12 protein-coding genes are annotated in these 12,910 nt (G+C 70.9%); 4 read left to right on the top strand and 8 right to left on the bottom strand.

Going from position 1 to position 12,910, the window contains the following annotated elements; genetic code table 11:
• Nucleotides 1-20: 20 nt before the first annotated feature.
• Both AC1D2O_RS18015 and AC1D2O_RS18010 read left to right on the top strand, forming a co-directional pair.
• Nucleotides 21-1,076, top strand: a complete 1,056-nt coding sequence (locus AC1D2O_RS18015) for a 2,5-dihydroxypyridine 5,6-dioxygenase NicX family protein (RefSeq protein ID WP_478086935.1) — start codon at nt 21-23, stop codon at nt 1,074-1,076.
• Nucleotides 1,066-1,689: an N-carbamoylsarcosine amidohydrolase gene (locus tag AC1D2O_RS18010; protein ID WP_478086933.1), complete on the top strand. Its 624-nt coding sequence runs from the start codon at nt 1,066-1,068 to the stop codon at nt 1,687-1,689. The genes AC1D2O_RS18015 and AC1D2O_RS18010 overlap by 11 nt, the downstream gene beginning before the upstream one ends.
• Nucleotides 1,690-1,705: 16 nt before the next feature.
• Here the strand turns inward: AC1D2O_RS18010 and mnmH are convergent, their stop codons facing one another.
• The 5 genes from mnmH to AC1D2O_RS17985 are packed head-to-tail and all read right to left on the bottom strand — an operon-like array spanning nt 1,706 to nt 6,052.
• On the bottom strand, nt 1,706-2,815 hold the full coding sequence (gene mnmH / locus AC1D2O_RS18005) for a tRNA 2-selenouridine(34) synthase MnmH (protein WP_478086932.1): 1,110 nt from the start codon (nt 2,813-2,815) through the stop codon (nt 1,706-1,708).
• Nucleotides 2,808-3,608, bottom strand: coding sequence for a phosphonate ABC transporter, permease protein PhnE (phnE, locus tag AC1D2O_RS18000; protein WP_478157653.1), 801 nt, complete (start codon nt 3,606-3,608; stop codon nt 2,808-2,810). Before phnE ends, mnmH begins: the two co-directional genes overlap by 8 nt.
• Entirely contained in the window at nt 3,605-4,432 is an 828-nt protein-coding gene (locus AC1D2O_RS17995; protein WP_478157652.1) for a PhnE/PtxC family ABC transporter permease, read from the bottom strand. Before AC1D2O_RS17995 ends, phnE begins: the two co-directional genes overlap by 4 nt.
• A complete protein-coding gene (locus AC1D2O_RS17990) occupies nt 4,429-5,163 on the bottom strand; it encodes a phosphonate ABC transporter ATP-binding protein (RefSeq protein ID WP_478157651.1) in 735 nt (244 codons plus the stop codon). The genes AC1D2O_RS17995 and AC1D2O_RS17990 overlap by 4 nt, the downstream gene beginning before the upstream one ends.
• A gap of 31 nt (nt 5,164-5,194) precedes the next feature.
• Complete coding sequence (locus tag AC1D2O_RS17985; protein ID WP_478093257.1) at nt 5,195-6,052, bottom strand: putative selenate ABC transporter substrate-binding protein; 858 nt, start codon at nt 6,050-6,052, stop codon at nt 5,195-5,197.
• 112 nt (nt 6,053-6,164) lie between these two features.
• Here AC1D2O_RS17985 and selD point away from each other — a divergent pair, with 112 nt between their 5' ends.
• Entirely contained in the window at nt 6,165-7,244 is a 1,080-nt protein-coding gene (gene selD / locus AC1D2O_RS17980) for a selenide, water dikinase SelD (protein ID WP_478093259.1), read from the top strand.
• 63 nt (nt 7,245-7,307) lie between these two features.
• Here the strand turns inward: selD and norR are convergent, their stop codons facing one another.
• Nucleotides 7,308-8,912: a nitric oxide reductase transcriptional regulator NorR gene (gene norR, locus AC1D2O_RS17975; protein WP_478157650.1), complete on the bottom strand. Its 1,605-nt coding sequence runs from the start codon at nt 8,910-8,912 to the stop codon at nt 7,308-7,310.
• Nucleotides 8,913-9,062: 150 nt separating this feature from the next.
• Between norR and hmpA the strand changes: the two genes are divergently transcribed.
• Complete coding sequence (gene hmpA / locus AC1D2O_RS17970; RefSeq protein ID WP_478090011.1) at nt 9,063-10,256, top strand: NO-inducible flavohemoprotein; 1,194 nt, start codon at nt 9,063-9,065, stop codon at nt 10,254-10,256.
• Here the strand turns inward: hmpA and AC1D2O_RS17965 are convergent.
• Both AC1D2O_RS17965 and AC1D2O_RS17960 read right to left on the bottom strand, forming a co-directional pair.
• Nucleotides 10,220-10,867, bottom strand: a complete 648-nt coding sequence (locus AC1D2O_RS17965) for a response regulator transcription factor (protein WP_478090010.1) — start codon at nt 10,865-10,867, stop codon at nt 10,220-10,222. The genes hmpA and AC1D2O_RS17965 overlap by 37 nt on opposite strands.
• Before the next feature lie 4 nt (nt 10,868-10,871).
• Complete coding sequence (locus AC1D2O_RS17960) at nt 10,872-12,671, bottom strand: GAF domain-containing sensor histidine kinase (protein ID WP_478157649.1); 1,800 nt, start codon at nt 12,669-12,671, stop codon at nt 10,872-10,874.
• Between the last annotated feature and the right edge of the window lie 239 nt (nt 12,672-12,910).

Here is a 12,910-nt window from a genome sequence, read left to right as displayed (position 1 = left end):
CCTCTTCAAAGGAGCACGCGATGCCCGTCAGCGACCATCAACTGATCGACGCCTGGAAACAGGTGCTCACCCTCTCGAACCTGCAGGCCGGCCAGAGCGTGACCGTGCTGACCAGCGCCGCCACCCATCCGCAAACGCTGCAGTGCGCGCTGATCGCCTCGCAGGCGATGGGCGCGATCGTCAACCGGCTCGACCTGCCGCCGGTCAATGCCGAGAAGGCGCTGAGCCGCGACAGCCTGGCCTACCTCGGCACCACGCCGCTGACCGGCAACCCGGCGGCGATCGCGGCCCTCAAGGCCAGCGACCTGGTGCTCGACCTGATGACCCTGCTGTTCTCGCCCGAGCAGCACGAGATCCTGTCGGCCGGCACCAGGATCCTGCTGGCGGTCGAGCCGCCCGAGGTGCTGGTGCGCATGGTGCCGACCCTGGCGGACCGCGTGCGCGTCAAGGCCGCCGCGGCGCGCATCACCGCGGCGCGCGAGATGCACGTGGTGTCGGCGGCCGGCACCGACCTGCGCTGCAAGCTCGGCCAGTACCCCGCGATCAGCGAGTACGGCTTCGTCGACGAGCCCGGGCGCTGGGACCACTGGCCGAGCGGCTTCGCGCTCACCTGGCCCGACGAAGGCGGCGCCAGCGGCCGGATCGTGATCGACCGCGGCGACATCCTGCTGCCGCAGAAGTCCTATGCGGCGGAGCGCATCGTTCTGACGGTCGACAACGGCTACGCGGTGAAGATCGAGGGCGGCGTCGATGCCGAGCTGCTCGAGGACTACATGGCCTCCTTCCGCGATCCCGAGGCCTACGCGATCTCCCATATCGGCTGGGGCCTGCAGCCGCGCGCGCGCTGGTCGACGCTGGGCCTGTACGACCGCGAGGCCACGATCGGCATGGACGCGCGGGCCTACGAAGGCAACTTCCTGTTCTCGCTCGGCCCCAACAACGAGGCCGGCGGCAGCCGCAACACGGCCTGCCACATCGACATTCCGCTGCGCAAGTGCACGGTGCGCCTCGACGGCGAGGACATGGTGCGCGAGGGCCAGGTGCTGGACGGCCGGGAGAACCACGATGCACGCTGAGATCAAGACCTACGAGCGCCAGGGCTTCGGCACCGCGCTGCCGCTGAAGGGCCCGGTCGGCCTGCTGATCGTCGACTTCGTCAACGGCTTCGCGGACCCGGCGGTGTTCGGCGGCGGCAACATCCCCGCAGCCATCGCGCGCACCGTGCCGCTGCTGGCCGCCGCGCGCGAGCGCGGATGGGCGATCGCGCACAGCCGGATCGTCTACGCCGACGACGGCGCCGACCACAACATCTTCTCGCTCAAGGTGCCCGGCATGCTCGGCCTGAAGGAGCACGACGCGAACAGCGCGATCGTGCCGGCGCTGGCGCCGCGCGCGGGCGAGCTGGTGGTGCGCAAGACCGTGCCCTCGGCCTTCTTCGGCACCTCGCTGGCCGCGTGGCTGAGCCAGCGCGGCGTGCAGACGCTGGTGGTGGCCGGCGCGGTGACCAGCGGCTGCGTGCGCGCCAGCGTGGTCGACGCGATGTCCCACGGCTTCCGGCCGCTGGTGGTCTCCGATTGCGTCGGCGATCGCGCGCTCGGCCCGCACGAGGCGAACCTGTTCGACATGGAACAGAAGTACGCGGCGGTGATGGCACGCGACGCGGCGCTCGACGCGCTGGACCGGGCCTGAAGCGGCCGGGGGGCCGCTACTTCGCCACGGCCGGACCCACGGCCGAAGCCGGCGAGTCGTCGAGCTCGATGGCCCGCACGCCCTCGGCCACCGCTTCGATCCCGGCGTCCGAGAGGTCCGACGCCGGCACCGCTTCGCGCTGCGGCCATCGGCTGAAATGCCGCGCCTGCGACCGCTCGTAGTGCGGGTCGTAGTGCAACGCCATCAGCTCCGCGAACAGCGGCGCCAGGTCGCCCTCGCGCGCCCACTGCTGCCAGCGTTCCACCACCGCCTTGCCCTGCAGCTCCTTGAGCTTGTCGAGCTGGCCGGCCAGGGCCTCGCGGTCGTCGCCGAGGTAGGCGTAGTCGCGCAGCAGGTAGGCCAGCCGCGCGGCCGGGTCGGCCTGCACCTCGATGCACTCGGACTCGCGCATCCGCGCCACCAGCGGCAAGGGCACCGACAGCCGGCCGATGCGCGCGCTCTCGCCCTCCACATACAGGGGCCTCGAAAGATCCAGCGCCTCGAAGCAGGTCGCGATGCGGGTCTCGAACTGCTTCTGCGAAGGCTGCGGCAGGCCGGGCAACGCACCCAGCAGCGAGCCCTTGTGGCTGGCGTAGTGCTCCAGGTCGAGCACCTGCTCGCCGCGCGCAGCCAGCGCCTGCAGCACGCGGGTCTTGGCGCTGCCGGTGGCGCCGCAGATCACCCGCAGTTGCAACTGCGGGCAGGTGGCCTCGATCTGCGCCAGCACGTGGTGGCGAAAACTCTTGTAGCCGCCGGCGAGCTGCTGGGCGTCCCAGCCGACCAGCCGTAGCCAGGTCACCATCGAGCCGCTGCGCAAGCCCCCGCGCCAGCAATAGACCAGCGGCCGCCAGCTCGGGGGCCGGTCGGCGAAGCGTTCGCGCAGGTGGCGGGCGAGATTGGCGGCGACCATCGCGGCGCCGAGCCGCCGGGCCTCGAAGGCGCCGGTCTGCTTGTACAGGGTGCCGATGATGCGGCGCTCCTCGTCATCGAGCACCGGGCAGTTGATGGCGCCAGGAATGTGATCCAGCGCGAACTCGGCGGGCGAGCGGGCGTCGATCAGGGTGTCGAAGGCGTGCATGTCCGCCACGCGCGTCGGCGGGCGGTACCGCTTGTCGTCCTCACGCATAGGCCGGCCCCAGTCCGCGCCGCAGCCGGGCGCTGGCCATGTCCACCAGTGCCACCAGGCCGAACATGGCGATCAGCACGGTCATGGCCTGCTGCTGCTGGAAGATCGACAGGTGGAAGTAGAGCAGCTGGCCCAGGCCGCCGCCGCCCACGAAGCCCAGTACGGTGGCCATTCGAATATTCATCTCCCAACGATACAGCGTATAGGCCACCCACTGCGGCAGCACCAGCGGCAGGCTGCCGTAGCTGAAGGCGGCGGCCGCACCGGCGCCGCTCAGCGCCAGCGCCTGCTCGGGCTCGCGCGGCGCATTCTCCAGGCTCTCGGCGAACAGGCGGCCCAGCACGCCGGTGGTGTGCAGGGCCAGCGCCAGGGCGCCGGCAAAGGGGCCGATACCGGCCGCCAGCACCATCAGGGCGGCCCACACCAGCTCGGGCACGCTGCGCAGGAAGTTGAGCGCGAAGCGGCACAGCTGCCGCAAGGCGAAGCCCGCCCGGCCCGAGGCCGGCAGCGCGAGCAGCGCGCCGGCCGCCGCCGCCAGCAGCGTTCCGAGCGCCGACACCGCGAGCGTCTGCAGCGCGCCCCACGCGGTCTTCGACAGGAAGGCAGGTGACACATCGGGCGGGAAGAACTCGGCGATGAACCGCACCATGAGCGACAGCGACTCGGCGGTCAACAGCGCGCCGTAGTCGACGGCGAGATAGACGAAGCTCGCGACCACCGCGGCCAGCACCAGGCCCGTCACCACCCAGCAGCGAAGGCAGCGCGGCGGCGAAGCCGGAAAATCAACACTCATGCCAGCAGCCTTCGCAACGCGTTGCTGAGCGCATCCGCGAGCAGCACCAGCACCAGGAACACCCCCAGGATGCTGCTGGCCTCGCCGCCGTTGAGCATCTTCATCGACTGGTCCATCAGCTGGCCGAGGCCGCCGGCGCCCACGAAGCCCATCACCACCGAGGCCCGCACCGCGCATTCCCAGCGGTACACGGTGTAGGAGGTCAGCTCCTGGGCGCAGTTCGGCAGCAGCGCGTAGAACAGGGTCGACAGCCGTCCGCTGCCGCTTTCGAGCAGGGCCCGCGCCGGCGCCGTGTCGGTCGACTCGAGCACCTCGGCATACACCTTGCCGAGCATGCCGCCGTAGGTGATCGCGAGCGCCAGCACGCCGGCCCCGGGACCGAGGCCCAGGGCGCGCACGAAGATCAGCGCCCAGACGATCTCGGGGATCGCGCGCAGCACCATCAGCACCGAACGAGCGAATTGCCGCAGCGCGGCGCCGCGAACGCGGCCCGGCCCCGGGCCGATGCGCGACACCGACAGCGCGCGGGTGGTCACGAACGCTAGCGGCGCGCCGATCAGGAAGGCCAGCGCGGTGCCGGCCGTGGCCATCGCCAGGGTCTCGAGCGTGGCCTTGGCGAGCAGCGCCAGGAAGTCGGGCGCGGTCGCCGGCGGCAGGAAGCCGCCGAGGAATCCGCCGATCACCTGCAGGTGTCCGGGACCGAACAGGGCCGAGGGATGGAACTCCGACAGCTGCAGCAGCGGCCAGGCGATCGCCAGCGCGGCCAGCCCGCCGACCAGGCGCCGGCGCGCCGCCGGGTCGCGCAGCGTCCGGACGTCCGTCATGCGTAGAGCGCCTGCAGCATCGCCGGGTCGACCTCGCCGACCGGCCGGTCGAACAGCACCCGCCCTTCGCGCATGCCGACGATGCGCGGGAACCAGCGCAGCGCCAGGTCGACCGCATGCAGCGACGCCACCAGGGTCGCGCCGCTCGCCTCGCTCTGCAGCACCAGCTGCTGCAGCGCGGCGTCGGCCAGCGTCGGGTCGAGCGCCGACACCGGCTCGTCGGCCAGCAGCAGCGCCGGGCGCTGGTACAGCACGCGGGCGATGCCGACGCGCTGCAGCTGGCCGCCCGACAGGCGGTCGCAGCGCTCGAAGAGCCGGTCTTCGAGCGCCAGCCGCGACAGCGCTTCGTGCGCCCCCTGCAGGTCGGACGGACGCCACAGCGAGCCGAGCGCGCGCAGCGTGGACCACTGGCCGAGCCGCCCCGCGAGCACCGCGGTCACGACGCGCAGCCGCGGCGCGATCGGCGGGCTCTGGTGCACGGTCCCGATGCGCGCGCGCAGCCGGCGCAACGCGGGTGCCGGCAGTTGCCAGGGCGAATCGCCGAGCACCCGGACCGCGCCTTCGCCGGGCCGCAGCGCCGCGCCCAGCACGCGCAGCAGCGTGGTCTTGCCGGCGCCCGAGGGGCCGATGATGGCGAGCCGCTCGCCGCCGCCGGCCGCCAGCGACACATCCCTCAGCGCGCGGTGGCCGTTCGGATGCACCAGGCCGACCGCTTCGAGAGCGAAGCTCACGCGGCCGCTCCGGCAGCAGGCCGCAGCCGAATCACTTGACCAGGCCCGCCGACTTGGCGGCCGCCTCGATGCCGTCGTAGTTGGACGACTGGGTCGGGATGAACTTGCTGGCCCGCTGCAGATCCATGATCTCCTTGTGGGCCGGGTTCGCCGGGTCGAGCTTCAGGAAGGCCTCGGTCAGCTTCTTCGTCACGGCCGGATCGAGGCCCGGGCGCACCGTCCAGTTGTAGTCGTAGTAAGTCGGCGTGGTCGCCAGCACGCGCACCTTGGCCGCATTCGGGTTCTTGTTCTCGACCAGCTTGTCCCAGACCGAGGCGTTGAGCACGCCGGCTTCGGCCCGCGACGCGGCCACGAAGGCCACGGTCGCGTCGTGCGCGCCGGAATAGGCTACGGTCTTGAAATCCTTCTCGGGATCGATGCCGGCCTGCAACAGGAAGTAGCGCGGCATCAGGCTGCCGGAGGTGGACGACGGCGCGCCGAAGGCGAAGGTCTTGCCCTTGAGATCGGCCAGGGTCTTGGCGCTGCTGTCGGTCGGAACGATGAACTTGCTGGTGAAGACCTTGTCCTCGGCGCGCTGCACGATCGGCACCGCCCCGCCGTTGGTGCGGATGCGGGCCTGCACGAAGGTAAAGCCGCCGAGCCAGGCGAGGTCGAGCTTGTTCGTCGCCAGCCCTTCGACCACCGCCGCATAGTCGGTGACAGGGGTGAACTGCACCTCCAGGCCGGTCTCCTTCTGCAGGTAATCGCCCAGCGGCTTGAACTTGCGCTGCAATTCGGTCGGCGCCTCGTCGGGGATGGCGGAGACGCGCAGCACCTTGCCCTGGGCCAGGGCGCCCACGGCGAAAGCGGACAGGGCCAGCACGAGGGCGAGGCGGGGAAGTGTTTTCATGGGGGTATACGAAGCAGGCGCCTCGGAAAAGAAAGGCTACAGCCCTCAATTGTAGAAAGACGCGGACGCGGACCGCTTCGATAATGGGCCTCCCACCGATCCGTCCGACACCATGACCGACATCCGCCCCCCCTCCCCCGTCAACCCGCTGGCCCCGCTGCGCCTCACGAGCTTCTCGCACGGCGGCGGCTGCGGCTGCAAGATCGCGCCCGGCGTGCTTTCGGAGATCCTCAAGAGCGGCGCCGGCGGCCTGATGCCGCCGGAGCTGATGGTGGGCATCGAGACCGCCGACGACGCCGCGGTCTACCGGCTCAACGACACCCAGGCCCTGATCGCGACCACCGATTTCTTCATGCCGATCGTCGACGATCCCTACGAATTCGGCCGCATCGCCGCCACCAATGCGATCAGCGACGTCTACGCCATGGGCGGCAGGCCCATCATGGCGCTGGCGCTGGTCGCGATGCCGATCAACCAGCTGCCGCTCGAAGCCATCGGCGAGATCGTGCGCGGCGGCCAGGACGTGTGCCGCGCGGCCGGCATTCCGATCGCCGGCGGCCACACCATCGACTCGGTCGAGCCGATCTACGGCCTGGTGGCCATGGGCCTGGTCAACCCGGCCCACGTCAAGCGCAATGCCGACGCGCGCGCCGGCGACGTGCTGGTGCTCGGCAAGCCGCTGGGCGTCGGCGTGCTGTCGGCGGCGCTCAAGAAGGAACAGCTCCCGGACGCCGGCTACCGGCAGCTGATCGACACGACGACCCGGCTCAATACGCCCGGCATCGCGCTGGCGGCGCTGCCCGGCGTGCACGCGCTGACCGACGTCACCGGATTCGGGCTGGCCGGCCACACGCTGGAGCTCGCGCGCGGCGCCGGCTTGACGGCCGTGGTCGAGTGGTCGAAGGTGCCGCTGCTCGACGGCGTGGAAGCGCTGGCCGCCAACGGCTTCGTCACCGGCGCCTCGGGCCGCAACTGGAGCGGCTACGGCGCCGAGGTCGAACTCGCGGCCGGCTTGCCGGCCACCGCGCAGGCGCTGGTGAGCGACCCGCAGACCTCCGGCGGCCTGCTCGTGAGCTGTGCGCCCGAGGCGGTCGACGCGGTGCTGAAGATCTTCCGCGACGAGGGCTTCGGCGCCGCGGCGGCGATCGGCCATACCGAAGCGGGCCCCGCGCGCCTGCGCGTGCTGGCCTGAAGCGGCACCGCCGGCAGCCAGAGAGCCGGTAGCCCGGCTGGCCAAGCTGCTGCGCGAGGCAGTTCAGTCCGCCGTGCCGGGCGCCTGAGGGGCGGCGACGCCGAGCCGCTTCGCGAGCCGCACCAGGTTGCCGCGGTCGATCCCGAGCGACTTCGCGGCCGCGCTCCAGTTGGCGCCGCTGTCGGCCAGCGCCGATTGCACCAGTTCGCTCTTGAGCCGGTCGACCGCGTCGCTCAGGTGCTCGCCTTCGCGCAGCCGACGGCGCCCGGCGGCCGGCGCGACGTCCTGGGCCTCGGGCGCTGCCGTGGGCGCAGGTGCTTGCGGCGCCGCCGCCAGATCGAGGTCCTCCGCCGTCAGGCTCAGGACCCGCGGCCGCTGCGGATGGCGTGCCCGCGCCTTCAGCACGCTGCGCCCGAGCAGGTGCTCGAGTTCGCGCACATTGCCCGGCCAGCCATAGGCCAGCAGCGCCGCCTGCGCGCTGGCGTCCAGCCTCGCGGCGCCGAAGCCGAGCCGGGACCGGTTCTCCTCGAGGAAGAAGCCGCTGAGCAGCAGCACGTCGCGCCCGCGCTCGCGCAAGGGCGGCACCCGCAGCGGATAGGCGCTCAGGCGGTGAAAGAAGTCGGCCCGCAGCCGCCCGGCCTTCACCTCCTCGGCCAGGTCGCGGTTGCTGGCCGCGATCAGGCGCACGTCGACGCGGTGCTCGCGGTCGGAGCCCAGCCGCTGCAGCTGGCCGCTCTGCAGCACGCGCAGCAGCTTGGCCTGCACCGGCATCGAGAGCTCGCCGACCTCGTCCAGGAACAGCGTGCCGCCATCGGCCAGTTCGAACTTGCCCGGCCGGTCGCCGGAAGCCCCGGTGAAGGCGCCTTTCACATGGCCGAACAGCTCGCTCTCGACCAGTGTCTCGGGCAGGGCCGCGCAGTTGAGGCTGACCATGGGGCGCGCCGCGCGCGCAGAGCCGGCATGGATCGCCTCGGCCACCAGCTCCTTGCCGACGCCGGTCTCGCCCTGGATCAGCACCGAGAGCTCGCTGCCGGCGACCAGCGCGATGTCGGCCAGCAGCCGGCGCATGGCCGCGCTGCGGCCGGTCAGTTCGCGCGCCCGCGGCGCGGCGGCGAGCCTGAAGCCTTCCGCGCGCAGGCTTTCCAGCGCCACGCGGTCCTCGAGCTGCTCGATGCGCCCGGCCACCGTGACGATGGCCGCCGCCAGGCTCGCGAACAGCTGCAGCGCCGCGAGGTCCCCGCGCGAGAAGCGGTCCGGCTGCAGCGCATCGAGCGTGAGCAGGCCCCAGATCCGCTGGTGGAGGTGGATCGGGCAGCCGACGCAGTCGTGCACGTCCAGGTCGCCGTGCACGCCCTCCACCAGGCCGTCGTACGGGTCCGGCAGCGGGCTGTCGGAGGGAAAGCGCAAGGGCCCGCCGGCGCCCAGCAGCGCCGCGAAGCGCGGGTGCTCGGCGATCCGGAAGCGACGGCCCAGCGTGTCGCGGCTCAGTCCGTCGACCGCGAGCGGAAGCAGGCTGCCGTCCTCCAGCCGCAGCAACGCGGCCGCATCGCAGGGCAGCAGCACGCGCAGGGACTGCAGCAGCCGGCGGTACAGCTCCTCGCCGGGCAGACCGGCGCCCATGTCCGCCACCAGGGGGGCGACCGCCTCGAGCAGCTTGTCAGCAGTCATTTGGACATGGCGAGAGGTCATAATGACTCGATTCTATCCAGGTCAAAAAGACAGCAACAGCGCCAAGTCCTTGATTTGCAAGGCCATCGGGCCTGGAACGGGGCTTGCAAGGAACACGGCATCCCATGTGAACCCCAAGGAGCCCCTCCCGTGCTGACCGCGCAACAAAAGTCCATCGTCACCGCCACCGTCCCGCTGCTCGAAACGGGAGGCGAGGCGCTGACGACCCACTTCTACCGGATCATGCTCGATGAGCATCCCGAAGTGCGGCCGCTCTTCAACCAGGCCCACCAGGCCAGCGGCGAACAGCCGCGCGCCCTGGCCAACGGCGTGCTGATGTACGCGAAGAACATCGATCGCCTCGAGGCGCTCGGCGAGCTCGCGGGCCAGATCGTCAACAAGCACGTCGCGCTGCAGGTGCTGCCCGAGCACTACCCGATCGTCGGCGCCTGCCTGCTTCGCGCGATCCGCGAAGTGCTTGGCGCCGAGATCGCCACCGACGAGGTGATCGCCGCCTGGGGCGCGGCCTACGGCCAGCTCGCCGACATCCTGATCGGTGCCGAGAAGCAGGCCTACGATGAGCGTGCCGAAGCGCCCGGCGGCTGGCGCGGCGCACGGCCCTTCGTGGTGGTGAAGAAGGAAGTCGAGAGCGAGGAGATCCTTTCGTTCTACCTGGCACCGGCCGACGGCCAGCCGATTCTCGATTTCAAGCCCGGCCAGTACATCGGGCTGCGGCTCGTGGTCGACGGCAACGAGATCCGGCGCAACTACTCGCTGTCCGCAGCGCCCAACGGCAAGACCTACCGCATCAGCGTCAAGCGCGAGACCGGCGGCCTGGCTTCCGGCCACCTGCACGACCAGGTCGGCGAAGGCAGCACGGTCGAGCTGTTCCCGCCGGCGGGGGCCTTCACGCTGGAACCGAGCGATCGGCCGCTGGTGCTGATCAGCGGCGGCGTGGGCATCACGCCGACACTGGCGATGCTCGAGGCCGCGCTGAAGACGACGCGCGCGGTGCACTTCATCCACTGCGCGCGCACCCGCGGCGTGCACGCCTTCCGCCAGGTCATCGATGCGCTCGCGCACAAGCATCCGCAGCTCGAGCGCTTCTATTGCTACGACGAAGTTCACGACACCCAGGTCGAAGCCGATGCACCGGATGCCGTGGGGCGCCTCGATGTGAACAAGCTCGCCCAGTGGCTGCCCGCGACGACGCGCGACGTCGATGCCTACTTCCTCGGACCGAAGCCGTTCATGCAGCAGGTGAAGACCGCCCTGCGCACGCTGGGCGTGCCGGACCGGCAGACGCGCTACGAGTTCTTCGGCCCGGCCTCGGCGCTCGAATAGCGGCGGCCTTCACCGTCGACACCGAGCCGCAACAGCTCGTTGATCGAGCCGACGCCCAGCTTCTCGAGGAGGCGGCTGCGGTGCTGCTCGACCGTCCGGTGGCTGATGGCCAGTTCCTTGGCGATCAGCTTGCTCGGCAAGCCCTGCAGGGCCAGGGTCATCACCTCGCGCTCGCGCGTGCTCAAGGCCTCGACCCGCTTCGCGACCCCCTGCTGCGCATCCCCGGCGGGCGCGCGGTGTGCCGCATTCCGCCTCAGCGCCTCGTCGATCGCATCGAGCAACTGCTGCTCGCGATACGGCTTCTGGACGAAATCCACCGCACCGTCCTTGACCGCCTTGACCGCCATCGCGATGTCGCCGTGGCCGCTGATGAAGACGATGGGGATGCGCGCCCCCATCGCGATCAGGCGCTCCTGCAGCGCCAGCCCGTTCATGCGCGCCATGCGCACGTCCAGCACCAGGCAGCCCGGGCGTTCGGGATCGAACACCTCGAGGAAATCCAGCGCCGAGCCGAAGGTCTCGGTCGGCAGGCCGACCGAACTCACGAGCTCCTGGACCGAATCGCGATAGCCTTCGTCGTCGTCGATGATGAATACGGTGGGTTCGGTCATGGCGTCAGTCTGCGGGTGGGGTGATGGGAAGGGTGAAGCGGAACAAGGCTCCGCCGCCGGGATTGTGCGAGGCCCACAGCGTGCCGCCGTGCGCCTCGATCAGCTTGCGGCAGATCGCCAGGCCGACGCCCAGGCCGCTGGACTTGGTCGAATAGAAGGACTCGAAGACCCGCTCCAGGTCGCCTTCGGCGATGCCGGCGCCGCTGTCCCCGACCTCCACCTGGACCTCGCCGCGCTCGTTCGGCGCGATGACGATGCCGATTTCCCTCGCGCTGCCGGAACCTGGAAGCGCGATCGCCTCCATCGCATTGCGAAGCAGGTTCAGCACCACCTGCTGCAGATGGATCTCGTCGACCACCACCACCGGCAATCCGTTCGCCGCCGCCGACCGGATGCGAATGTCGCGCAGCTCGCAGTCCATCTTCACCATGCCGATGCATTCGGCGATCGCCTGCTCGATGTCGATCGGCTTGGGGTCCAGCTCGTGCCGCTGCGCCATGCTGCGCATGCGCGTCACCACGTCGCCGGCGCGCGTCGCCTGGCCGACGACCTTGTCCAGCAGGTCCATCACCCGAGCCAGGTCGGGCGCCGGCTCGGACGCACGGCGGCGTGCGGCCAGCGCGTAGTTCTCGATCGCACCGAGCGGCTGCGTGATCTCGTGAGCCAGCGCCACGGACATTTCGCCCGCTGTGTGAACGCGCACCAGGTGGGCGAGGCGCTCGCGCCAATGCGCCGCCTCGACCTCCGCGGCGAGCTTGCGGCGCTCGGCGGCCTCGCGCGCCTGCAGGCTGCCGAAGACTTCGGCGAGCAGGCTGACGCCCGGCGTCAGCGCGTCGGGCCATTCGTTCGGGCGCTGCATGCTCGCGATCGAGAGGGCGCCGGAGACCCTGCCGGAGACCGAAATCGGAACCACCAGCAGGGAGCAGACGCCGGTGGCCGCCAGTGCCGCCCTGTCGGCCTCCGCCTCCCGCGGCAGATCGGCGATCCGGCCCAGCCGCACGATGCAGCCCGCGGCGACCCTGTCGCCCACCCAGGCAAGCACGGGCGTGTCCCCCAGGCCCAGCGGAGGCGCGAAGCCTTCCGCATGCCATTGCTGCGTGCCGCCGAATCGGGCCTCGCCGGCGACGCGCTGCCAGAGCGCGACCTGCTCGGCGCCCATGAACTGGCCGATCTGCCGCAGGCCGATGCCGATCGCAAGGTTCTCCTCGCCGGGCTCCGCCAGCACCAGGGAAGTCAGGATGCCGCTCGCGAGCCGCTCGAAGCCGATCGCGTTGTCGAGTTCCTCCTGCGCCCGCTTGCGCGCCAATGCGCTGCCGAACACCTCCGCCAGCAGCCGCATCCGGGTCAGCAGGGCCTCCGGCCAGACCCGCTCCTCGCGCACGCAGCCGAAGCTCAGCCCGCCGTGCAATTGCCCGCCGACCACGATCGGCATGGTGACGTGCGACTTGAGGCCGATGCTGCGATAGGTCTCCCGGTCGAGTGCCGCTTCCGGCGGCAGGTCGTCGAGGCGCGTGAACACGATCGGCTTGTTGGCCAGCGCCATCGCCAGGACCCAGGGGGTCGTCTCGCGTGCCGACAGGGCATGGGGCACCGGTTCGACGCCGTCGACCGCGAATGAATGGGTGACCTCGATCCGGCCGCTCAGCGAAGACACCCGGCTGAGGGTGGAGCGGTCGATCCCCAGCGCGGACACGATGCGCGCCAGTGCGTCCTGGATCGCCGCATCGATGCCTTGCGGCGGCAGCCCGACGAAGCTCCTCGAGAGATCCGACAGCAGGCGCTCGAAACGCAGCAGGTCATGCATGGAGACCTGGTCCCTCCCGGCATCGGAGGGGGTGGCGGGTTCAGCAGCGGATGGCATGCGGGCCCGCGCCATTGCCCATCGTCGTGCCCGTGCCGGCGCCGACGATGTTCAAGGATGTCCATACGACCCGGTGCATGACTGTGCCCCTATCTTGCAGATCGCCACGCATGCCTACCCTTCGCATTCGCCGTGCCGGCCGATCACCCGGCCGGCCTGCGGACGTCGTTGCGTGGCTGAAG

The organism is Variovorax sp. P1_G12, from assembly GCF_056405555.1.
This window is presented reverse-complemented; position numbering and strand designations above follow the sequence as displayed.